The sequence below is a fragment of the Mangrovihabitans endophyticus genome (genome assembly GCF_014646155.1).
In the GTDB taxonomy this organism is placed as follows: Bacteria; Actinomycetota; Actinomycetes; order Mycobacteriales; family Micromonosporaceae; genus Actinoplanes; species Actinoplanes endophyticus.
Genome location: NZ_BMMX01000066.1, coordinates 1 through 21,130, shown reverse-complemented (window position 1 = coordinate 21,130; position 21,130 = coordinate 1). Strand labels below are relative to the sequence as shown.

Annotated in this window: 17 protein-coding genes; 9 read left to right on the top strand and 8 right to left on the bottom strand. The window is 74.8% G+C overall.

Translation table 11 applies throughout. The annotated features are described in order from the left end of the window. Positions 1-220: 220 nt before the first annotated feature. On the bottom strand, positions 221-1,780 hold the full coding sequence (locus IEY73_RS31140) for a CBM96 family carbohydrate-binding protein (protein ID WP_229716325.1): 1,560 nt from the start codon (positions 1,778-1,780) through the stop codon (positions 221-223). A 204-nt stretch (positions 1,781-1,984) separates the two neighbouring features. On the opposite strand from IEY73_RS31140, the gene IEY73_RS31135 reads away from it, so the two are divergent. Beyond that, positions 1,985-3,190 carry a dipeptidase gene (locus IEY73_RS31135; RefSeq protein ID WP_189082928.1) on the top strand — a complete coding sequence of 402 codons (1,206 nt, stop codon included), beginning with the start codon at positions 1,985-1,987 and terminating at the stop codon, positions 3,188-3,190. A 140-nt stretch (positions 3,191-3,330) separates the two neighbouring features. Here the strand turns inward: IEY73_RS31135 and IEY73_RS31130 are convergent, their stop codons facing one another. The 5 genes from IEY73_RS31130 to IEY73_RS31110 form a co-directional block, all read right to left on the bottom strand. Further along, complete coding sequence (locus IEY73_RS31130; protein WP_189082927.1) at positions 3,331-4,740, bottom strand: hypothetical protein; 1,410 nt, start codon at positions 4,738-4,740, stop codon at positions 3,331-3,333. Continuing rightward, a complete protein-coding gene (locus IEY73_RS31125; RefSeq protein WP_189082926.1) occupies positions 4,737-5,561 on the bottom strand; it encodes a hypothetical protein in 825 nt (274 codons plus the stop codon). The genes IEY73_RS31130 and IEY73_RS31125 overlap by 4 nt, the downstream gene beginning before the upstream one ends. Positions 5,562-5,566: 5 nt before the next feature. After that, positions 5,567-6,631 carry a glycosyltransferase gene (locus IEY73_RS31120; RefSeq protein WP_229716324.1) on the bottom strand — a complete coding sequence of 355 codons (1,065 nt, stop codon included), beginning with the start codon at positions 6,629-6,631 and terminating at the stop codon, positions 5,567-5,569. Further along, positions 6,628-7,563, bottom strand: a complete 936-nt coding sequence (locus IEY73_RS31115) for a glycosyltransferase family 2 protein (protein WP_189082925.1) — start codon at positions 7,561-7,563, stop codon at positions 6,628-6,630. The genes IEY73_RS31120 and IEY73_RS31115 overlap by 4 nt, the downstream gene beginning before the upstream one ends. 127 nt (positions 7,564-7,690) lie before the next feature. Beyond that, complete coding sequence (locus tag IEY73_RS31110) at positions 7,691-8,554, bottom strand: glycoside hydrolase family protein (RefSeq protein ID WP_229716323.1); 864 nt, start codon at positions 8,552-8,554, stop codon at positions 7,691-7,693. A gap of 244 nt (positions 8,555-8,798) precedes the next feature. Between IEY73_RS31110 and IEY73_RS31105 the strand changes: the two genes are divergently transcribed. Continuing rightward, positions 8,799-10,904: a M6 family metallopeptidase gene (locus tag IEY73_RS31105; protein ID WP_229716322.1), complete on the top strand. Its 2,106-nt coding sequence runs from the start codon at positions 8,799-8,801 to the stop codon at positions 10,902-10,904. A gap of 41 nt (positions 10,905-10,945) precedes the next feature. Here the strand turns inward: IEY73_RS31105 and IEY73_RS31100 are convergent, their stop codons facing one another. Both IEY73_RS31100 and IEY73_RS31095 read right to left on the bottom strand, forming a co-directional pair. Further along, entirely contained in the window at positions 10,946-11,674 is a 729-nt protein-coding gene (locus tag IEY73_RS31100) for a cyclase family protein (RefSeq protein ID WP_189082923.1), read from the bottom strand. Continuing rightward, on the bottom strand, positions 11,674-12,213 hold the full coding sequence (locus IEY73_RS31095) for a DUF2087 domain-containing protein (protein ID WP_229716321.1): 540 nt from the start codon (positions 12,211-12,213) through the stop codon (positions 11,674-11,676). The genes IEY73_RS31100 and IEY73_RS31095 overlap by 1 nt, the downstream gene beginning before the upstream one ends. A 94-nt stretch (positions 12,214-12,307) precedes the next feature. On the opposite strand from IEY73_RS31095, the gene IEY73_RS31090 reads away from it, so the two are divergent. From IEY73_RS31090 to IEY73_RS31060, 7 genes are all read left to right on the top strand, one after another. Then, positions 12,308-12,940: a MerR family transcriptional regulator gene (locus IEY73_RS31090; protein ID WP_189082922.1), complete on the top strand. Its 633-nt coding sequence runs from the start codon at positions 12,308-12,310 to the stop codon at positions 12,938-12,940. After that, on the top strand, positions 12,937-15,381 hold the full coding sequence (locus IEY73_RS31085) for a VIT domain-containing protein (RefSeq protein ID WP_189082921.1): 2,445 nt from the start codon (positions 12,937-12,939) through the stop codon (positions 15,379-15,381). Before IEY73_RS31090 ends, IEY73_RS31085 begins: the two co-directional genes overlap by 4 nt. 117 nt (positions 15,382-15,498) lie before the next feature. Further along, complete coding sequence (locus IEY73_RS31080; protein WP_189082920.1) at positions 15,499-16,446, top strand: ricin-type beta-trefoil lectin domain protein; 948 nt, start codon at positions 15,499-15,501, stop codon at positions 16,444-16,446. 213 nt (positions 16,447-16,659) lie between these two features. Further along, positions 16,660-17,172, top strand: coding sequence for a class I SAM-dependent methyltransferase (locus IEY73_RS31075; RefSeq protein ID WP_229716326.1), 513 nt, complete (start codon positions 16,660-16,662; stop codon positions 17,170-17,172). 36 nt (positions 17,173-17,208) lie between these two features. Continuing rightward, positions 17,209-18,864 (top strand): GAF domain-containing sensor histidine kinase, encoded by a 1,656-nt coding sequence (locus IEY73_RS31070; protein ID WP_189082918.1) that lies wholly within the window; start codon positions 17,209-17,211, stop codon positions 18,862-18,864. 47 nt (positions 18,865-18,911) lie between these two features. Further along, complete coding sequence (locus IEY73_RS31065) at positions 18,912-19,946, top strand: Acg family FMN-binding oxidoreductase (RefSeq protein WP_189082917.1); 1,035 nt, start codon at positions 18,912-18,914, stop codon at positions 19,944-19,946. Then, positions 19,946-20,917: an Acg family FMN-binding oxidoreductase gene (locus IEY73_RS31060; protein ID WP_189082916.1), complete on the top strand. Its 972-nt coding sequence runs from the start codon at positions 19,946-19,948 to the stop codon at positions 20,915-20,917. Before IEY73_RS31065 ends, IEY73_RS31060 begins: the two co-directional genes overlap by 1 nt. The last annotated feature ends 213 nt before the right edge of the window (positions 20,918-21,130 follow it).

Sequence of the window (21,130 nt, the reverse complement as noted above, 5' to 3'; positions counted from 1 at the left end):
CGGCCAGCGCCGCCAGCACGGCGGCCAGATCGGCCAGCAGCCGGTCGCCGGTCCCCGCGGAGGTCGCCAGCAGCGCCGCGGCCGGGGCCGCCATCGCGGCGGGGACCAGGAGGCGCCGCACGAGCATCGCACTCCCTCCCCGGCGCGGGCGGCACGCCGCCACCCACGGTCGTGTGGTTGATCGGTACGCCCCCGGCCGACTTGAGCGGAACCGCTCCGGTCAGCCGCCCAGGCGCACGTCGAACAGCGGGTTGGCGGCCAGTGTGCGGAACGCGGCCAGGTTGCCGCGGGTACTGTCGATGCTGATGTCCCGGTCGCCCTCGTCGTCGTGCTTGGTGTCGAAGTGCACGATCGCCTTGATCGCCGGGCGCTTCGCCAGTTCGGGCAGCACCGAGGCGTATCCGGGCGCCTTGTCGGCGGGGCGGCCCACCCGGTGGTACACGCCCCACTCCGCGACCATCACCGGCTTGCCCGGGTGCCGGATGGTGGCCCATTCGTAGAACGCCGGCCCGGTGCGTCCGCGGCGGTCGAGCAGGTCGGCGAAGTCGCCGTGGTGGTAGTAGCCCTTCTCGGCCGAGACGTACGAGTCCAGGCCGATCCAGTCGACCACGTCGTCACCCGGGTACAGGTCACGCCACCAGGACTGCGACATCCACTTCTCGTTGCCCATGTACGCCATCACGGTGATCGTGTTGGTCACGCCCTTGGCGCGCAGGCGCCGCACGGTGTGCCGGTACATCGCCGCGTAGTCGCTCGCCTCCCAGCCCGATCCGCGCCGCGCCACCACGTCGTTCTCCGGTTCGTGGTGCAGCACCAGGAAGAACTTCTCCGGGTACGACGCGCGCACCCGGGCGGCGAACGCGTCGATCCGCGCGTCACGGTCACCGCGGGCCACCTTCGCCCAGGTGGAGCCGTACGCGACCTTCCAGTTCAGCAGCAGCACCCGCGGGCGCGCCGGATCGCGGGTCATGGCGATCTCCGACGCGGTCGGGAAACGCTCGTCGCCCTTGTGGTAGGTGTGGAAGACGGTGGCGGTGCGCCCGCTGAGCTTCTCCCAGTCGCGCAGCGCGCGGTCGCGCGGCGCCGAGGTGAAGCCGCCGGCGGCGCCGCCCCACAGCACGCCGCACGAGGGCACGAGCAGCGCGCCGGTGACACATCCGCCGGGCGCGTCGCCGCGCGCGCCGGTGGGCGCGTCGCCGCCCGTGCCGGTGGGCGCGCCGGTCTGCGCGGTCACGGCCAGCACCGGTCCCGCCGGTCCGGCCTCGGCGGACACGAAACGGGTGGTCCGCTCGGCCGACGAGCGCAGCGCGAACGAGTACGTGCCCGGCCGGGTGACCGCCGTGCCCAGGTCGAAGGACAGCCCGCTGCCGGTGCCCGCGCCGACCGACAGCGCGGCTCCGGTGGCCGGGGCGTTGCCCGAGGTGAGGGTCTTCTCCGACCAGTCGTTGCCGGTCACCCGGTGCGCCGTCACCCGGCCCGCGACCGCGCCGATCGTGGTCAGCTCCAGGCGGGCCCCGGACACCCGCACGCCGGCCGGCACCACGAACTTGAGGTAGGAGACCTTCGCGTCCCGCCGATGCTTGCCGACCACCAGCTTGCCGGCCGAGCCGAAGCTGGTGGTGCGGCGCCCGCTGGACGTGTAGGCGTCGTCCCGGGCGGTCAGCCGCACCGGCGCCGGGCCGGTGGCCCGCACGGCGGGTGCGGGCTCCGCGGCCCGCGCGGCCGACGGGACGGCGATCGCCGGGCCGGCCCCGGCCAGCATCGCGACCAGGACGGACATGGGCTGCCGAAGCTTACGACGACGCACTTTCTGATCTCCCCCGCGTGATCCGGCCGCGCGTTTCGGCCGGGCATGGCGAGCAGACTTGTCGGCCCCCGGTGCACGGTCAGTGCTCCCGCGGGTGCGTGCGGGTTGCCGGGCCGGACCGCGCCGGCGACCGCACGGGGGACGGCACGGCCCGGGCGTGGCGCTTAGGGTCGCGTCATGACTGCCGACGTCGCCCAGGTCCTGTCCACCGCGCCCGTGATCGACGGGCACAACGATCTGCCGATGCAACTGCGCGCGCGCAACGGATACGCGGTCGCCGGGCTCGCCGGCCATCGCCCTGATCTGCACACCGACATCCCCCGGTTACGCGCCGGCGGGGTCGGCGGCCAGTTCTGGTCGGTGTACGTGCCCTCGGACCTGCCCGAGCCGGATGCCGTGGTGGCGACGCTGGAACAGATCGACGCGGTCTACCGGCTGGCCGCCGCGTACCCGGCGGATCTGGCCGTGGTGCACAGCGCCGCGGCGCTGGAGCGGGTGTGGCGCGACGGGCGGATCGGGTCCCTCATCGGCGCCGAGGGCGGCCACAGCCTGGCGACCTCACTCGGGGTGCTGCGCTGCCTGGCCCGGCTCGGCGTCCGCTATGTCACGCTCACCCACAACCACCACACCTCATGGGCGGATTCGGCTGCGCAGCAGCCGGCGGTCGGCGGCCTGGACGACGCGGGACGGGCGATCGTCCGGGAGATGCAGCGCATCGGCGTGATGGTGGACCTGGCGCACGTCGCCCCGGTCACCATGCACGCGGCACTGGACGTGGCCACCGCCCCAGTGATCTTCAGTCATTCGTCCTGCCGAGCGGTCACCGACCACCGGCGCAACGTGCCCGACGAGGTGTTGCGGCGGGTGCCCGGCAACGGCGGGGTGGTGCAGGTGACATTCGTGCCGTCGTTCGTGTCCGCCGAGGTGGCCGGCTGGCATCGCGCGTACCAGAAGGAGAAGGAGCGGCTCGGGCTGCCGGACGACCCGGCGCAGTGGTGCCGGGCGCCGCGCCCGGACGAGGATCCGGCGGCGACGCCGGTGGCCTGCCAGCCGGTGCCCGACCCGCGGCTGGCCGGGTGGCTGGCGGCCAACCCCCGGCCGTCGGCGACCCTTGCTCAGGTGGCCGACCACGTCGAGCACGCCCGCGAGGTGGCCGGGGTGGACCACATCGGGCTGGGCGGCGACTTCGACGGCACGGAGGAGGTGCCGCTGGGGCTGGCGGACGTGGCCGGTTATCCGGCGCTGCTCACCGAGCTCGCCGGGCGCGGCTGGTCGGACGCCGACCTGGCCAAGCTGACCTGCCGGAACGTCCTGCGGGTGCTGCGCGACACCGAGGACGCCGCGACCGAGCCGCTGTGGCCGCCGGACGCGCCGGCGCGCTGAGACGGACGCGCCGGCGCGTTGAGACGGCCGGGCCGCGGCTGAGACGGCCGCACCCGGGGCTGAGTCGGCCGCACCCGGGGCTGAGTCGGCCGCACCCGGGGCTGAGTCGGCCGCACCGGCGGCGGAGCGGCCGGGGCCGGTCAGCGGCGGCGCAGCGCCCGGCGGAGCAGCCGCACCGCCTCCACCGCCGCGGCGCCGGCCCGCGCCACCGGCTTGCCGGCCAGCACCCGGTTCACCTGGTAGGCACGGGCCAGCGCGGCGTCCCGGTCGGTCAGCGCGTTCTCGAACCACGCCAGCTTGGCTTCCAGGGCAGCCACCCGCCGGCTCAGCCGTTGCCCCTGCGCGACCAGGTCGGCCCGGGCGGCCAGCGGCGGGGGCGGCGGCAGCGCACCGTCGGGAAGGTCCACACCGGTCATCGCGGCCAGCGTCCGCGCCAGGCCGGTCTCGCCGTCGGGCGCTGGCCAGGCGGTGGCGTGCCCGCCGCGCATCAGGTCGGCGGCGAGCGCCATCAGCGCCGCACCCTCACCGCCCGGCTCGGACAGCGCCACCAGGTCATCGTCCGGCATGATCAGCACCTGGCCCGCGGGCACCCCGGCGGCCGGGCCGCCGCGCCAGCGCGTCAGCAGGGTCCGCACGCGCGGCATGTCCCGCCGCCGGGCCGCGGCGACGACGTGATCCAGCAGGGTCCGGCCCTCGGGCACCGGCCAGGTGCCGTCCGCGCCGGGGGTGAGCATCCGGCCGTCCACCACGCAGCATTCGGGCGCGCCGCTGATCCAGCCGGGCGCCAGGGCGACGGCCACTCCCTGGCGCACCGCGTCCACGGCGAGCCGCACCGGATCCAGCACGGCGGCGGGCGCCGCCCCATCACCGGGACGCCCATCACCGGGCGTCCCGGCGCGGGCCACCTGCATGCCGGGCGTCCCGGCGCGGGCCACCTGCATGCCGGGCATCCCGGCGCGGGCCACCGCAGCCTCGGCGAATCCCCGATAGCGGGGGTCGGCCAGCAGACCGGCGCTGAGCACCACCGCGGGCGTGGTCGGATGCGGGAAGGCGGCCAGCACCGCGGACTGGCCGAGGGCCGGTGCCGGGACGGGATCCGGCTCGCACCACCGCGCGTCGGCCGGCTCGTCGCCGGGCGCGGCGGCCAGCCGGTGCACGCCCAGCGGGTTCGCCGCGCCCAGCATCAGCCGGCCACCCGGCGCCAGCACCGCGGCCAGGTGGCCGACGTCCGCGTCGATGCCCTCCACCGACGACAGCCGGCCGACGCCGTCCAGGGCGAGCACCGTGTCGTACCGGCCGGTCAGCTTCTCCGGGCCGCCGCACCACACCGTCGCCGAACCGAACCGCCCGGCCAGGGCTGTCGCGTCCGGGACGCCGCGGACCAGGAAGTCGTGCGTCACGTCCGTGCCGAACAGGTCCGGGTGGTGCGGCCCGGCCACCAGCACCCGGCCGGTCGCCGCGGCCACCAGCGGGGCGAGCGCCGCGCCGCGCACCGGATCGTCCATGTCGGACCAGAGCAGCATCTCGCCGCCGATCATCTGCACCGTCATGCCGTGCTCTCCCACCCGAACAGCCGCCGCATCTCGGCCGGCGGGATCAACCGGTCGGCGCCCAGCTCGCCGACCGCGGTGGCGTACGCCGTGGCCACGTCCACCTTCGCGCCGTGCATCTGCGGCCACCGCCGCCGCACCTGCCGGGCCAGCGCCATGTCCTCCCCCTCCAGATGCATCGGGTCGCCGTAGACCGCGGGTTCGCAACCGGCCAGGGCGCCGTAGAACACCGCGCTGCACAACCGGTTCGAGGCGACCCGGCGGTGCCGTCGCAGCTCGGCGAGCTGGCGGTCCAGAAAGTGCGGGTCCAGGTCCCGCCACCGCCCGCCGCGGTGGCCGTGGCAGATCACCCGGAAACCGGCCCGCTCGTAGCGTCGGCGCACCCCGCGCATCGCGAACTCCTGCCAGTACAGGCAGGCGGTGACCGGGCCGGGCTCGGTGGCCCGGATCTCAGCGATCAGCCGTTCGTGGTCGCCCACCACGTGCTGGCCCTCCCAGCCGTGGAACGGGTACCAGATCGTGCCCTCGCGCGGCGCCCCGGAATCCGGCGTCTGCGCCACCAGGTACGCCCACGGGGACCCCACCACGTACGTCTCGCGGCGGCCCATCGACCAGGCCCGGCGCCGGGTCCGCTCGGACCACAGCAACAGCGGCGTGCCGGTCACGTACGCATGGTCGGGGGCCATCCCGTCGCCGACGTTCCATCCGTGTTGCAGATAGCCGTGGAGGCGCGCGGGCCGGTCCGCGGTGGGCAGCGGATCCAGGCCGCAGTGGCGGGCCAGCACGTGCGAATGCCCGTAGTAGTGGTTCGCGTGGTGCACGCCGCTCAGCCTGCCAGCCCGTCGTAGAGGTCTTCCAGTCGTGCGGACTGCCGGCGCAGGTCGAAGTGCTCCTCGGCGTACGCGCGGGCCTGCTTGCCCATCCGCTCGCGCAACCCGTCGTCGGCGAGCAGGTCCCGCAGGTTCGCCGCGAGCGTGTCCGGGTCGCGTTCCGGGCCGAGCAGACCGGTGCTGCCGTGCACGACCGCCTCCGGGATGCCGCTGTGCCGGGTGGCCACCACGGGGCGGCCCAGTGCCATCGCCTCCACGACGGTGGTCGGCAGGCCCTCGGTGTCGCCGTCCGCGGCGGTCCGGGACGGCGCGGCCAGCACCTTCGCGCGGGCCATCCACTCGGCGACCACCGAGCTGGGCTGCGCGCCGGGGAAGACGGCGTGCGGCAGCCGCCGCCGGATCGCCGCCTCCAGCGGCCCGGACCCGAGGAACGCCGCCCGCACGCCCGGCATCGTGGACAGCGCGGCGGCCAGGTCGGTCACGCCCTTCTTGTCGATGAACCGGCCGACGAACAGCACGTCGGTGTCGGTGCCGGAGTCCGGCGCGGGCGCCGCCGGCAGCGGGACCCCGGTGTGGTGCACACGGACCTTGGCCGGGTCGGCGCCGCAGGCGATCGCCCGGTCGGCGATGAACGACGACACCGCGAGGATCAGGTCGGCGCGGCGGAACACGGTGCGCAGGTTGCGCCGGTAGCGCAGCCCGCGCGGGCCGGGCGCGGCGGGTTGCCGGGTCACATCGTGCCCGTGCACGGTGACCACGAGCGGCGTGCCGGCTGCGGCATGCGAGATCAGGTAGCCGTCACCGGCGAAGTGCGCGTGCACCACGTCCGGTCGAAGTTCGCGCAGCAGGGCGCGCAGCGCTGCGGACCGGCCGGTCAGTCGCAGCGGCAGGAAACCTCCGTCGGGGAAGGCGATCACGTCGTCCACGTCGGACAGCGGCGAGTCGACGCGGATCGCGCCGAGATACTCGGGCGTCCAGCGGGTGAGGTGCCGGCCGTGGTTGCGCACGAACGTCTCCGACCCGGAGAGCATCGCGGTGCGCCAGATGACGACGCGCCTCACCGCCGCCGGCCCAGCACGCGATCGCGCAGGGTGTGGCGCAGGTTCGGCGGCAGGGCCCAGATCTGCAGGAACGTGACGTAGTCGAGCGGGCCCGGACGCCCGTGCCCGCGCGCCTCGGCCAGCAGCTCACGGAAGACCTCCCGGCTGCGGGTGGGTGCGGCCATCGAGCTCAGCACGCTCATGGTGAACGCCGCGTACGCGCGCGGGGTGAACAGTTCGCGGCTGTCCCGCAGCCACTCCAGTTGCTGCTCCCACGGGTTGGCCAGGCTGATCCGCTCGCGATTCTCGTCCTGATGCCAGACCACCAGCGGTTCGCTCGCGTAGCGCAGTTCCACACCGGGGTGGCGCACCGCCCGCAGTGTCCAGTCCAGTTCCTGCTGGCGGCGCAGGCCGACGGTGAACGGCACCTCACTCATCAGCCGGGCCGGGGCCATGATGGTGGAGGTCTGGATGAAGCCGTCGCCGTAGAACAGCCCGCGCCGCAGCGTCAGATATTCGCTCAGCGGCTCGCCGGGCTCGGGCAACCGCCGCGGCATCACCGAATCGGCGCGGGGGGTGCGGTTGATCAGCCGGGTGGCCACCACCGGCAGCGGCGCCGCGCACTCCCCCGCCAGGCGTAGCTGCACCTCCAGCTTGGCGGGCAGCCACTCGTCGTCGTCGTCCAGGAAGGCCACCCAGGGAGCCCGCGCGGCCTGGGCACCCAGGTTGCGGGCGTTCGGCGCGCCGCCGCGCTCGGGCAGCCCGACGATGCGCAGGCGCTTGTCGTCGATCAGTTTCAGTGCCGCGTGGGTGTCCTCGGCGGGGCCGTCGATCACCACGATGACCTCGAGGTCGGTGACCGTCTGGGCGAGCACACCGCGCACCGCGCGGGTCACCAGTTCGGGCCGGAACCGGGTCGGGATCACCACGCTCACTTCGGGAGTCGAGGGCATGAGGAACGACGCTAGAGTCCGCGGGCAGACGGGAGGTTACGGGCAAGGGTTCGTTGGGCACACGCCAGGTATGCCTTTCGATGCGCAACTTTTCGAGTGACACGTGGCGGCCCGCCGGGCAACGCGATCAGACGGCGCGGGCGATGCAGATGCGGGCGCTCAACCGCGCCCCGGCCTCGTAGAACATGTACTGCACTCCGCCGTCGGTGCCGAACGACGGCGCCGCCGCGCGGCCGTTGTCCGAGGCCACGGGTGAGTAGAACACGCCGAGGTGGTTCTCCCGGTCGAAGGCGTCCCCCACCTCGGTGATGCGCATCCTGCCGTCATTGCCGTGGTAGGCCACGTAAACCGTGCCGTTGCGGAACACCAGTGACGGTCCCGATACGTCCGTGAGCCCGTCCGGTTCCGGATTCACCAGCGGCGTCTGCGCGAATTGCCAGCCGTCCCACCCGTTCGGCGACCAGCCGTGGTAGATGCGCCGCCGTCCGTTGTTGTTTCCCATGTAGACCATCGTGTACTTGTTGCCACGCCCCGGCAGCGCGTGCTCGAAGACCCGGGCGTACGAGGTCTCGCTGAGGCCCGGCACGAGCCGCGTGCTCAAGATCGGGGTTTCGTCGCGGAACGAGAGTCCGTCGGACGACCGCGCCACGCGCGTCGTGGTGTTCTCACCGTGGAAATACAGAAAGAACTGCCGGGTGGCCGCGTCCCAGGTCACGTGCGGCGAGGACACGTGGGACACGGTCGTGCTGGGCAGCACGTTGTCGATGATCGGGTTGTGGGAATATTCGGAGAACGGCCCGTTGAGCGAGTCTGCCCCGGCGACGCAGATGCCGCCGGGCTTCTCGTGGGGTGCGTAGTACAGGTAGTACCGGCTGTGGGCGCCGCTGACCTTGTCGTAGACGCCGCGGATGCACGGGAAGATGAACTCGCCGGTCGGGTTGTACGCGAGCGGCAGCTTGAGGGCGTCGCGCAGGTAGCGGTAGGTAGGCATGCCGGCAGGTCCGGCGGCGTGGGCCGCGGTCGGCAGGGCGCTGAGACCGGCAGATCCTGCGACACCGGTGAACCCTCGCAGCAATGAACGTCGATCCATGGGGGACGGCCTCCAAGCCGATGGGGCGGGGATGGCTAGGAGTTTCGTCACGCGCGATGATGCCGGTCAAGGTGATAATGCCTATTAGCGAGCACATTGCGCGTTCCCCGGCGGTAGCGTCCGTTTCGTGCGCAAAGTCTCTTTCATGGTTGCTTCAGCCATTGTCGTCCTTCTCGTACCCACTCCGGCACGGGCCCGGCCACCGGCGGACCCCGGCCCGGCCACCCCGGCAGGCCCGGCCACCCCGGCAGGCCCGGCCACCCCGGTGTACGCCGACGACACCCGCGAGCTGGATCATCGGCGCTTCGCCGTGGACGACAGCGCCTTCACCTCGGGCCGGCTACGTGCCGGTCGTCGGCCGGCCGACGGTGGGCGAGCCGCCGCGGGCGCCGGCGATGCCGCCGCGGGCTCCCCGGCGCCGGGGACCGTCCGCACCTGGCTCGGCCTGGACCTGCCGGCCGGTGAGTTCTACGCCAAGGACTACACGCTGCGGGCCGCGGGCGCGCACATCGAGGTCTGGGTCGCCGACGATCTCGCCTTCCCGGCCGGCGACTGCCGCGGACCGGTCACCGTCACCGATGCGCAGGCCCGCGGGCTCGTCCGGGAGTTCGACGACACCATCTATCCGACGCTGACCCGGGCGTTCAGCACCCCGCCGGACCGCGACGGCAGCCACCCGTGGCTGCCCGGCGACTTCCGCGGCGACGGCGGCAAGACGGTCACGCTCGTCGACAACGTCCGCGACGACAACTTCGCCGGCTTCCCGGCCGCCCCCACCTACATCGCGGGCTTCTTCTCGGCCCAGCTCAACGAGCTGTTCGACCGCAACGTGATGACCATCGACGGGTACGACTGGACGCACCGCACCGGCGCCTCCCCGCCGGACGACGCCACCGGCGACCCGTGCACCAGCCGCCCCGCGCGGCCCCGGCTGTACGAGGGCACGTTCGCGCATGAATGGCAGCACCTGCTGCACTACTACACCGACCCGGCGGAGACCGTCTGGATGGACGAGGGACTGTCCGACTACGCGCAGACGCTGACCGGGTACGCCGACGCGAGCCGCACCGTCTACAAGCCCGGCTTCGACGGCCACCTGGCCTGCTATCAGGGATTCGGGCCGGTGCGCACCCGGTACAACCCGGAGCCGCGCGAGTGCGGCGGCCCGCAGAACTCGCTCACCCTCTGGAACGAGGGCGCGCCCGCCGACGTGCTCGCCGACTACGGCATCGCCTACCAGTTCATGCTCTACCTCGCCGACCGTTTCGGGCCGGACGCGGTCACCCGCCTGCATCGCGACGGCACGCACCAGGGGCTGGACGCGGTGCAGGCGGTGCTCGGCGGCAAGCCGCTGTACCGGGTGCTGCACGACTTCCAGATCACCGCCCTGATCGACCGGGTCACCGACCGGTCCCCGTCGGTGCGGTCCCGCCTCCGTCTGGCCAACCCGGCCGCGTACGCCACGCCGGGCGCCGCCCCGAACGGCGCCGACTACGTCCGGCTGCGCGGGACCGGCGGGACCTACCTACGCGGCACCGATCTGCGGTCGGTGGAGTTCTCCGGCGCGGCCTCGCTGCCGCCGCAGCCGCTGCAGTGGACGGTGTCCGGCGGCGCGCTGTTCTCCGGCAACCGCAGCGACACCGACGCCGCCGCGGTGGTGCCGGTGACCGTGCCGCGGGCGGCGCCGGAACTGACCCTGCAGGCGAGGTACGGCGCGGAGGAGGGTTACGACTACGGGTACGTGCAGGTGTCCACGGACGGCGGGCACACCTACCGCACGGTGGCCGGCGACCACACCGTGCCCGGTCCGCTCGGCCCCGGCGTCACCGGCGAGACCGGCGGGTTCCGGCCGCACACCTACGACCTGAGCGACTACGCGGGGCGGCGGATCCTGCTGGCCTTGCGCTACGTCAGCGACGCGGTGATCGACGCGGGTGGATGGTACGTGCGGGACATCGCGGTCGGCGGCGTCGCGGTCCCGGCCCGGTTGTCGCTGTTCCGCTCGCCCACGCAGATCGTGCCCACGCCGGTGCACCACTGGCACGTGCGGCTGGTCGGCATGTCACCGGGCGCCGCGCGGGTGGTCCGGGTGGCCGAGTTCGCGAAGCTGCGCGGGTACGACAAGGTGGTGGCGGTGGTGGCCTACGACGAGCCGACCGAGCGGGTCACCCAGTACGCGCCGTACGAGCTGCGGGTGAACGGCACGCTGCAGCGCGGCGGCGCGCTGCTCCCGGCGGCCGGCCTGAGGTAGGCCGACCGCGGCAGACCGGCCCGGGTTGCGGCCCGGGCCGGTCAGCCGTCGCCGGGCGGCGGCGGGATCAGCCCGTAGATCAGGGCCGTGGATCCGGAGCCCGCCCGGTTGATCGCGCCCCCGCACAGCACGTACGCGCCGGTCGCGGGCAGCGCCGCCAGGTTGGCCAGCACCTCCAGGCTGATCCGGTGCCGCCGGTAGACCAGGCGGGACACCGCGTACGTGGCGTCGGTGCCCGGGTCCGGGCCGAACGTGTCCGTGCCGGTGCCACCGCGGTGCCCGATCCGGCCGGTGTCCACCAGCCATTGGACCGCCTCCAGGGCGAAGCCGGGCTGGTGCGGCACCCCGTCGGCGTCCAGATTGGCGAACGCGCCGGTGCCCCACCGCCGGTCCCAGCCGGTCCACAGCACCACCACCGACTCGTCCGGGATCCGGCCATGCCGGCGCTCCCAGTCCATCAGGTCCGCCACGCCGACCCGGTAGTCCGCGTCGGCGGCGCACCGGTCCCGCACGTCGATCTTCACCGCCGGCCGGAACAGGTCCCGCACGTCCAGGTCGTCGGCCAGCGCCGCGCCGTCAGTGAAGTGACCGGGCGCGCCCCAGTGCGTGCCGGTGTGCTCCCCGGCCCGGATCGCCCGCAGGTAGTAGCCGTCCCGTTCGATGGTGGCGACGGTGTCCAGCGTCAGCGGCGGGTCGCCGGGGAAGATGGCGGCGGTGGCCGGGTCGTTGACGTGGGACAGCGAGACCAGGCCGAGCCGGTCCAGCCGCATCAGCCGGCGCGCCGGTAGCCGGCGCTGCCGTCACGGGTGAGCTGTCCGAAGTCGACAAGCATCCGGCGCAGGTAGGCGTGGTCGTCGTGCACCTGCGCGAGCACTGCGTTCACCTCCGCCTCGGTCATCTCCCGGTCGTCCGGCAGCAGGCCGGCGAGCATCGGCGCCAGCCGCAGCTTCACGTCGTGGTCGACGGTGAGGTCGTCCAGTCTGCCGTGGGTGAAGTAGCGCTCCAGGTCGGGCCGCCCGGCCAGCAGCGCGGACACCGGTAGCTGCGCGACCAGGTCGCCGGCGGTCTCGCGCAGCGCGGCGAGCGTGGGCACGACGGTCCGCCCGCGCACGGCGACCAGGCCGCAGGTGTCCAGCCGGGTCACGTCCTTGACCAGGGCGGCCAGCGGGCGGTCCAGCGACGCGGCGAGCGCGGCAAGGGAACAGTCCTGCCCCGCCTCGGTGCGGGCCACCACGGCGGACAGCAGGGCGAGCCGCGCCGGGGCGGCGAGCGCGTCGAGCATTGCTGCGGCTTGGCTGAGTGCGGGCATCCGGCCATCCTGCGGCGGCGGCGCGGCAGGCGCCAACGATATTTCCCGGATCTGACACTGTCATTGTTACAGTGTCAGTGTTAGCGTGGGCCGCATGTGGACCATGGACGAGCTGGTGGAGCGGGTCGGCGATGCGCTTGCCGGCGAGTACCCCGGCGCGCCCAACGGCCGCGTCCGGGACCTGCCGGACCGTCGCGCCATCCGCTGGTACACCACGATCGGCCTGGTCGACCGGCCGCTGGGGATGCGGGGACGCAGCGCGCTCTACGACACGCGGCACCTGCGTCAACTGGTGGCGATCAAGCGGCGGCAGGCGGCCGGGGCGTCACTGGCGCAGATCCAGGCAGAGCTGGCGGGCGCGACAGACGAGGAGCTCGCGGCGATTGCACGGATGCCGGACGGCAGCCCTCGGAGCGCGCCGCCGGAGTCCGGCGCACCGGCCGCGCCCGCGGCGCCGCGGGCACGGTTCTGGGCGCAACCGCCCACTCCCGGCCCTGCCGGCGAGCCCGTCTCCGGCGAGCCCGTCTCCGGCGCGGCGCCCACGGCCGGCGGCCCGCTCGGTGGCGTCGGCCTGCCCGGCGGCGCGATCCTGGTGCTGCCGGGTGTGCCCACCGACGACGACCGGGCCGCCATCGTCGCGGCCACGCGACCCCTGATCGACCTCCTGGCCCGGCGCGGGCTGCTGGACGCCGACAAGCTGGACACCGACGGAGGGAGCCCGTCATGACCGTTTCCGTCTCACCCATGGAGCCCGCCGCGCTCGGCCGCATCCGGGTCTGGCCGGACGCCGGAGTCGGCGCGCTGCGCACCGAGCGGGGCAACCTGCCGCTGGACCGGCTGGACGTCCGCGCGACGATCACCGGGCTGGTCTACGACACCGTCGTGACGACCGAATTCGTCAACGTGCACGACGTCCCGTTGGAAGCCACCTATGTGTTTCCGCTGCCGGACCGGGCCGCGGTCACCGGCATGAGCATGACCGCCGCCGACCGCACCGTGCGGGCCGAGCTGCGCGAGCGGGCCGCCGCCCGCGAGGCGTACGACCGCGCGCTCGACGCGGGCCACCGGGCGGCGATCGCCGAGGAGGAACGCCCCGACGTGTTCACCATGCGGGTGGGCAACCTCGGGCCCGGCGAGCGGGCCACCGTCGAACTGCGCATGGCCGGCCCGTTGCCGTACGAGGACGGCGCAGCCGTCTTCCGCTTCCCGCTGGTGGTCGCCCCGCGGTACGTGCCCGGCACCGGCCTTCCCGGCCCGGCGGTGGGCGACGGCCAGTCGCTGGACACCGACGCCGTGCCGGACGCGTCCCGGATCTCCCCGCCGGTCCTGCTCCCCGGCTTCCCCAGCCCGCTGCGGCTCTCCCTCGAGGTCGGCATCGACCCGGCCGGGCTGGACCTCGGCGAGGTGACCGCCAGCCTGCACACGGTGACCCGGTCCGGCAACCGGGTGGCGATCGCGCCGGGCGAGAAGGCCGACCGGGACTTCATCCTCCGCCTGCCGTACGCCGAGGCGGGCGAGTCCGCGGTCGCGGTGCCCGATCCGGGGCAGGCGGCGGCCGAGGGCACGTACCGGCTCACCGTGGTGCCGCCGGACGACGACCGTACCCGCCGGCCGAAGGACGTGGTGCTGCTGCTGGACCGGTCCGGCAGCATGGCGGGCTGGAAGATGGTGGCCGCGCGGCGCGCCGCCGCGCGGGTGGTGGACACCCTGACCGCGCGGGACCGGTTCGCCGTGCGCACCTTCGACCACCTGGTGGAACGGCCGGACGAGCTGGGGGCGACGCTGGCCGAGGCCACCGACCGCAACCGTTTCCGGGCGGTCGAGCATCTGTCCCGGGCGGTCGCGCGCGGCGGCACCGAGCTGCTCACCCCGCTGCGCGACGGGCTGGGACTGCTCGGCGCGAGCAGCGAGGGCCTCGGGCCGTTGGCGTCCGGCGGGCCGCGCGACCGGGTGCTGGTGCTGGTCACCGACGGCCAGGTGGCCGGCGAGGACCAGATCCTGCAGGAGATCGCCCCGCTGGTGGGCGCCGTCCGGGTGCACGCGGTGGGCATCGACCGCGCGGTGAACGCGGGTTTCCTGGGCCGCCTCGCGGCTCGCGGGGCGGGGCGCGCGGAGCTGGTGGAGAGCGAGGACCGGCTGGACGCGGCGATGGACCGCATCCACCGTCGCATCGGCGCGCCGGTGGTCACCGACGTGCGGGTGGAGGCCGACGGCCTGACCCTGGTCCCGGACACCCGGAGCCCGGCGCGCGTGAACGCCCTCTTTGCGGGGGTGCCGCTGGTGGTGTCCGGCCGTTACACCGGTGCGGCCGGGGGCAGCCTCACCGTGGTGGGCCGCACCGCCGACGACGGCGAGTTCCGCCGCACCGTCCCGGTCTCGGCACCGGCCGCGCGGCCTTTCCCGGCGCTGGCCGCGCTGTGGGCCCGGGACCGGCTGCGCGACCTCGAAGACCGGTACGCGGCGGGCGAGCACGGCCTGGAGGCGGAGATCGTCGCCACCTCGTTGCGGTTCGGGGTGCTCTGCCGGTTCACCGCGTACGTGGCGGTGGACGACCGCGCGGCGCAGGACGGCGGTCCGCAGCGCCGGGTGATCCAGCCGGTGGAGCTTCCCTCCGGCTGGGCCGGCTCGGACGAGGCGCAGCCGATGCTGCTCGCCGGCTCGCCGTCGCCGGCCCGCCCGCCCGGGATCGGCGGCCCGGCCGGCAGCCCGGCCCGGCCCGGGTTCGCGCCGGTGCAGGCCCGCGCGCGGCACGACGGACCGGCCGCGGCGCGGACCTTCGCGGCGGGCCTGGGCGCCGCGCCCACCTCCCGCGCCATGATCCGGGCGGCCCGCCCGGGCCCGGCTTCAAGCGGCGCCGTCACGGTGCCGCAGCTTCGCGAGCTGGCCGCGACGGAGGCGGCGCGGTTGCGCGACGACGCCGACCGGCCCGCCCGCGAACGCCGCGACATCCTCGACGACCTGCTGAGCCGGCTCACCGTGCTGCTCGGCGACAGCGCCGACCCGGCGTACGCGCCGCTGCGGGAACTGCTCGGGGTGCTGACCGGCGACGGCAGCCTGGACGAGCGGTGGGCTACGGCGACGGCGGTGCTGACCGCCTTCGGCGAATCCGGCGAATCCGGCGGCGCGGGCGGCTCCGGGCATGACCGGCGGGCGTTCTGGAAGCGCTGAGCCGGGCCGTGCCGGTTCGGCGGGAAGAAGCGCGGAACCCGGCCGTTCCGGTTGCGGGGAAAGCAGCCGTTCGGGCCTTGATCCAGGCTGCGGGGCGGCGGGTACGGTGATCAACCGATGCCCGCCGCCGACCCCCCGCCGCCCGACGAGGAACCGCTGCTCGTCCGGCCGTACGTGCATGCCGAGAACCCCGGCACGCCGCCGCCGTCCGACCAGACCTGGCCCGCCGGGGCCACCCGGCCGTTGCCGCGCGTGGCCGCGCACCGCGGCGCGGGCGGCCCGATCGTGCTGCCCGGACGCATCGCCATCGCGGCCGGGCGGCGCCGCGCCCGGATGCTGATCCCGGCCGCCGCCGTGGCCGGGGTGATCGCGCTGGCCGTCGCGGGCATCGCCGTGTTCCGGCCGGCCGCCGAACCGGCCCGCATGGTGGTGCCGCCCGCGGATCCGCTGCCCGCGGCGTCCGGCCCGGCGAGCGTTGCCCCCGCGAGCAGCGCACCGGCGGGCGCGGCGACGAGCGCGGCGACCCCGTCCGCGACGGCCCGCGCCACCCACACCGGAACGCCGGGCGCCCCCACCCGTGCCGGCACCCGGCGGCCGTCGCCGACGGTCCGCGCCTCGGCCACCGCGTCGGCCACCGCAGCCCGCGCGCCGCAGGATCTGCGCAGCCCGGCGCCGACCCTGTCGGCCGTGCCGGCGGCGGCCCGTACCGGCACCATCACCGGCGCCGGGGGATTCTGTCTCGACCTCAACGGCGCGGTGCCGGTGCCGGGCAACCACATTCAGGTGTACGACTGCAACGGCACCGTGGCCCAGCGCTGGACGCTCGCCACCGACGGGACGCTGCGGGTGATGGGCCTGTGCGCCCTGGTCACCGGCGATGGCACGGTGCACGTCACGATCTGCGACCGGAACACCGCATCCCAGTGGCGCGCCGGACCGAACCGGTCGCTGGTCACCCTCGCGGGCGGCCGGTGCCTGACCGAGCCGGAACGGCGTTCGGGTGCGGGCGTACGCGTCGGCGCCTGCTCGGGCGCCGGCGACCAGCAGTGGGCGTTACCCGGCTGAAGACGGCCGCGGCGCCGATCACCGGCGGCCCACGGGGTGCGGGCCGGCCGTAGCCGGTAGCTGTCATCGCGCGCTCGGCCGTGGGTCAGGGGTGGTCCCGGGCCGGGAAAATCCGTGCGGGATCATGGACGGGTGACGGAGGAGAACGGATGGCTGCGCACCCTGGCCGAGAAGCCCGGGCACTCGCAGTGGTACGTCGAACGGTTCCGGACCATGGCCCGTCAGGGCGCCGACCTGGCCGGCGAGGCCCGGTTCGTGGACGCCATGGTGCCCCGCGCCGCCCGCATCCTGGACGCGGGCAGCGGCAGTGGACGGGTCGGCGGTGCGCTCGCCGCTGCCGGGCATGCGGTCACCGGTGTCGACCTCGACCCGGAGCTCGTGGCCGCCGCTCGCGCCGATCATCCCGGACCGGACTGGCGCGTCGGTGACCTGGCCGAGCTGGATCTTCCCGGTACGGGCTTCGACGTGATCGTGTCCGCCGGCAACGTGATGGCGTTCCTGGCGCCGGCCACGCGCGTGCCGGTGTTGCGCAACCTGCGCCGCCATCTGGCGGCCGGCGGACGGGTGGTCGCCGGTTTCGGGGCCGGACGCGGCTACCCGTTCGATGCCTTTCTCGCCGACGCCGCCTCCGCCGGCCTCCGCAGCGACCTGCTGCTGTCCACATGGGATCTGCGCCCGTTCACCCCGGACGCGGACTTCCTCGTCGCCGTGCTGGCGCTCGCCTGACCGACACCCGGCGGCCGAATCGCTAGCATCACCGTCATGAGCGCGCCCGACCAGCCTTCGCTCGGCCTCACCCCGTTGTCGCGGGTACGCCTGGACGAGCTCCTGCAGGAGATGCTGGATCGCGTCGGTGAGGTGGTCACCAGCCGGGAGCGGCTGCGTGCGCTGCTCGACGCCGTCGTCGGCATCGCCACCGACCTCGACCTGAGCAGCACCCTGGAACGCATCGTCACCGCCGCCTGCGGCCTCGCCGGGGCGCGGTACGGCGCGCTCGGGGTGATCGGCGCCAACCGGGACCTGTCCGACTTCATCACGCACGGCATCGACGCGGCGGCGCGCGAGAAGATCGGCGACCTGCCGCACGGGCGGGGCGTGCTCGGCCTGCTGATCACCGATCCCCGCCCGGTGCGGCTGCCGGACATCACCCGACACCCCCGTTCGTACGGCTTCCCGCCGCACCATCCGCCGATGCACAGCTTCCTCGGGGTGCCGGTGCGCATCCGGGATCAGGTCTTCGGCAACCTGTACCTGGCCGAGAAGATCGGTGCCGCCGAGTTCACCGCCGACGACGAGGAGATCGTGGTCGCTCTCGCCGCTGCGGCCGGGGTGGCAATCGACAACGCCCGGCTGTTCGCGCTGGCCCGGCAGCGGGAACGGTGGCTGGCCGCCGCCGCCGAGATCACCCAGGTGCTGCTCGGCACGGTGCGGCGCACCGAGGCGCTGCGCCTGATCGCCCGGCGGGCACGCGAACTGTCCAGCGCCGAACTGGTGCTGGTGCTGCTCGGCGACACGGACGGGCACCGGGTCGAGGTGGTGGACGGCCCGGAGGACTGCGTGCGAGGGCTGTCCGGGGCGCATCTCACCGCCGCCCCGGCGGCCCGGTTGCGCGCGGTCGCGGACTGGCCGGTGCCGGTCCCCGACTCCCCCGCCATCGTCGCGCCGCTGCCCGGCGCCGCCGAGCACGGCGAGGCCGGGCTGCTGGTGGTGGCCGGCGCCGACGGGCACGGGCCGGAAGAGGCCGCGCTGCTGGAGAACTTCGCCGGGCAGGCGGCGCTGGCGCTGGACCGGGCGCGGGCCGTGGAGGAGCGGGAACGGCTGGTGGTGCTGGAGGACCGCGAACGCATCGCGCGCGACCTGCACGACGTGGTCATCCAGCGGCTGTTCGCCACCGGGATGCAGTTGCAGGGGGCGCTGGGCCGGGGCAGCCAGGAGGTGGTGACGGAACGGATCAACGACGCGGTGGACGACTTGGACGCCACCATCCGCGACATCCGGCGGTCCATCTTCGAGCTGCGCGCCCCGGTCGGCAGCTCGCTGCACGCGGAGCTGCGCGGGGCGGTGGACGCGGCGGCGCTGGAGATCAAGCCGGTGCTGGAGGTGATCGGTCCGGTGGACAGCGCGGTGCCCGCCGACGTGGTCCCGGAGCTGCTGGCCGTGGTGCGCGAGGCGCTGTCCAACGTGCGCCGCCACGCCGAGGCCACGGCCGTACGGGTGACGGTGCGCGCCAGCGGGTCGGCGGTGTCCGTGGAGGTCTCGGACAACGGGGTGGGCGCCGATCCGGCGGCCGCCCGCGGCGGGTTGGTGAATCTGCGCGAGCGGGCGCACGACCTGAACGGCGATTTCTCGGTGGCGCCGGGTTCGGGCGGCGGAACGGTGCTGCGCTGGCAGGTGCCGTTGGGGGACCTTCGGCCCTGACGGCGGCCACTGCGGTCGTCGGAGAGTGGGGGCGAAGGAGGGCTCCCATGACCGGACATCCCCGCACCGCCGCCGAAGCGCTGCTCGGTGTGGCCGCACGGCAGTCGCTGCGCGCACCGTCGGTGCTCAACACGCAGCCCTGGCGATGGATGATCCGGGGCGACACGGCGGACCTGTGCGCCGCACCGGACCGCCACCCTCAGGTCACCGACCCGGACGGCCGGCTGCTGATGCTGGCGCTGGGCGCCGCGCTGCACCACGCCGAGGTCACCGTGCGCTCCTCCGGCTGGCGCACGGCCGTCGACCGTTTCCCGGAGGCCATCGCGGCGCAGGCCGCAGCGACGCAGGCGGCGGAACCGGACGAGCCGGTCGCGCGGCTGCGGATCGCCGGTTTCACACCGGCCGACCCGCGGGCGCGGGAGCTGGCCGCGGCGATCGTGCGGCGACGCACCGACCGGCGTGCCTTCGACGGCCGGCCGGTGCCGGGCCGGGTGCTCACCGCGCTGCGGCGCTCCGTCGAGGCGCGCGGCTGCCACCTGTACGAGGTGGCCGCCGACGAGGTGCCGCTGCTGGCCGCGGTGACCGCCCGCGCGGCCGCAGAGCAGCGCGCCAACGTGGCGTATCGCGCCGAGCTGGACCGCTGGACGCACCGCCCGGCGCAGGCCGGCGACGGAGTGCCCGCGACCACGGCCGTACGGCAGTCGCCGCGGCGTGTGCCGGTGCGCGACTTCACCCCGGGCGGCGTACCCGGTCTGGAACCCGGCCCCGGCCACGACGCGGGCGCGGCGTACGTGGTGCTGTTCGGCGCCGACGATGATCCGGCCTCCTGGTTGCGTGCCGGGGAGGCCCTGTCCGAGCTGCTGCTGAGCGCCACCGCGGCGGGGCTGTCCACCGCGCCGCTGAGCGAGGCGGTCGAGGTGGCGTGGCCGCGCCGGGTGCTCAGCGGGTTGCTGTCCGGCGCCGGCCACCCGTACCTGGTGGTGCGGATGGGGCATGTCGGGCCCGGCGCCGCGCCGTTGCCGTCCGCCCCGCGCCGCAGCGCCACCGAGGTGATCGACTACGCCGAACGGGTAGCGCGCTGATGCGCCACACCGATCCGGCGCCGGCACACACCGGCTACCGCGCCGACGACCTGGTCACCGCGGTGGCCGCGGCGATCCGCGCGCCGTCGATGCACAACACCCAGCCGTGGCGGTTCCGGCTGCGCGACGGCGGCATCGACGTGCTGCTCGATCCGCAGCGCGGGCTGACCGTCGCCGATCCGACCGGCTGGGCGGCCCGCATCGCGTGCGGCGCCGCCACGTTCAACGCACGGCTCGCGCTGGCCGTCGCGGGCCGGCCCGCCCGGGTGCGGCTGCGTCCCGGCCCGGAGCCGGAGCTGGCCGCCCGGATGACCCCCGGACCACCGCGGCCGGCCACCTACGTCGAGCAGGACCTGGCCGCCGCGATCGCGCACCGGCACAGCAACCGGCAGCCGTTCTGGCCCGATCCGGTGCCCTCGCCGATGCGGGTACGGCTGCTGGAAGCCGCTCGCGCCGAGGGCGCCTGGCTGGATCTGCTGGTCGGCACCACCGCCTTCGCCGGGGTGGCGGAGATCGCCCGCAGCGCCGACCGGGTGCTGCGGCGCGACCCCGCGTACGTGGCCGAGCTGATGACGTGGGCGCACAGCGACGCCGCGCGGGACGGGGTGCCGACCCCTTCGGGGGTGGCGGCCATTCCCGGTGGACCGGTGCCCCACCGCCCGTACGGCGAAGGGCCGCACGGACACGATCGCGAACCGGAGCCGCTGCTGGCCGTGCTGGGCATGGGTGGCGACACGGCGGCCGACCAGGTGGCCGCGGGGCAGGCGCTGCAGCACGTGTTGCTGGCCGCCCACGACGTGGGGCTGGCCGCCTCGATGATCTCCCAGCCGATCGAGGTGCCGGGCGCCCGCGAGCAGTTGCGCCAGGCGGTGGGCCGTCGTGGCGTACCGCAGATGGTGCTGCGCCTGGGCTACGGGGTGCGCGGCAGGCCGACCCCGCGCCGCGACCCGGCAGAGTTCATCGACGACTGACCCCCACCCCGCCTCCCCGCCCCGCCCCGCCCCCGCCCCGGCCCCCGCCCCGGCCCCGGCCCCGGCCCCGGCCCCGGTCGATCTTGACCTTTCTGTGCCGGATTCACCCCGGCAAAGGACGACTTATCCGACCAGTAACTCCAAGATCTGTGAGTGTTGGTGTCAAGTGGTGGCTTGGAGGGTGCGCCAGATTTGGCGGGCTATGTAGCGTTT

Bases quoted from the DNA above. Each gene is read 5' to 3' on its own strand.
- IEY73_RS31140 (WP_229716325.1), bottom strand. From the start codon at position 1,780: ATGTCCGTCCTGGTCGCGATGCTGGCCGGGGCCGGCCCGGCGATCGCC.
- IEY73_RS31095 (WP_229716321.1), bottom strand. From the start codon at position 12,213: ATGCCCGCACTCAGCCAAGCCGCAGCAATGCTCGACGCGCTCGCCGCC.
- IEY73_RS31115 (WP_189082925.1), bottom strand. From the start codon at position 7,563: ATGCCCTCGACTCCCGAAGTGAGCGTGGTGATCCCGACCCGGTTCCGG.
- IEY73_RS31060 (WP_189082916.1), top strand. From the start codon at position 19,946: ATGCGCCACACCGATCCGGCGCCGGCACACACCGGCTACCGCGCCGAC.
- IEY73_RS31105 (WP_229716322.1), top strand. From the start codon at position 8,799: ATGGTTGCTTCAGCCATTGTCGTCCTTCTCGTACCCACTCCGGCACGG.
- IEY73_RS31100 (WP_189082923.1), bottom strand. From the start codon at position 11,674: ATGCGGCTGGACCGGCTCGGCCTGGTCTCGCTGTCCCACGTCAACGAC.
- IEY73_RS31090 (WP_189082922.1), top strand. From the start codon at position 12,308: ATGTGGACCATGGACGAGCTGGTGGAGCGGGTCGGCGATGCGCTTGCC.
- IEY73_RS31065 (WP_189082917.1), top strand. From the start codon at position 18,912: ATGACCGGACATCCCCGCACCGCCGCCGAAGCGCTGCTCGGTGTGGCC.
- IEY73_RS31080 (WP_189082920.1), top strand. From the start codon at position 15,499: ATGCCCGCCGCCGACCCCCCGCCGCCCGACGAGGAACCGCTGCTCGTC.
- IEY73_RS31110 (WP_229716323.1), bottom strand. From the start codon at position 8,554: ATGCCTACCTACCGCTACCTGCGCGACGCCCTCAAGCTGCCGCTCGCG.
- IEY73_RS31135 (WP_189082928.1), top strand. From the start codon at position 1,985: ATGACTGCCGACGTCGCCCAGGTCCTGTCCACCGCGCCCGTGATCGAC.
- IEY73_RS31085 (WP_189082921.1), top strand. From the start codon at position 12,937: ATGACCGTTTCCGTCTCACCCATGGAGCCCGCCGCGCTCGGCCGCATC.
- IEY73_RS31130 (WP_189082927.1), bottom strand. From the start codon at position 4,740: ATGACGGTGCAGATGATCGGCGGCGAGATGCTGCTCTGGTCCGACATG.
- IEY73_RS31070 (WP_189082918.1), top strand. From the start codon at position 17,209: ATGAGCGCGCCCGACCAGCCTTCGCTCGGCCTCACCCCGTTGTCGCGG.
- IEY73_RS31075 (WP_229716326.1), top strand. From the start codon at position 16,660: ATGGCCCGTCAGGGCGCCGACCTGGCCGGCGAGGCCCGGTTCGTGGAC.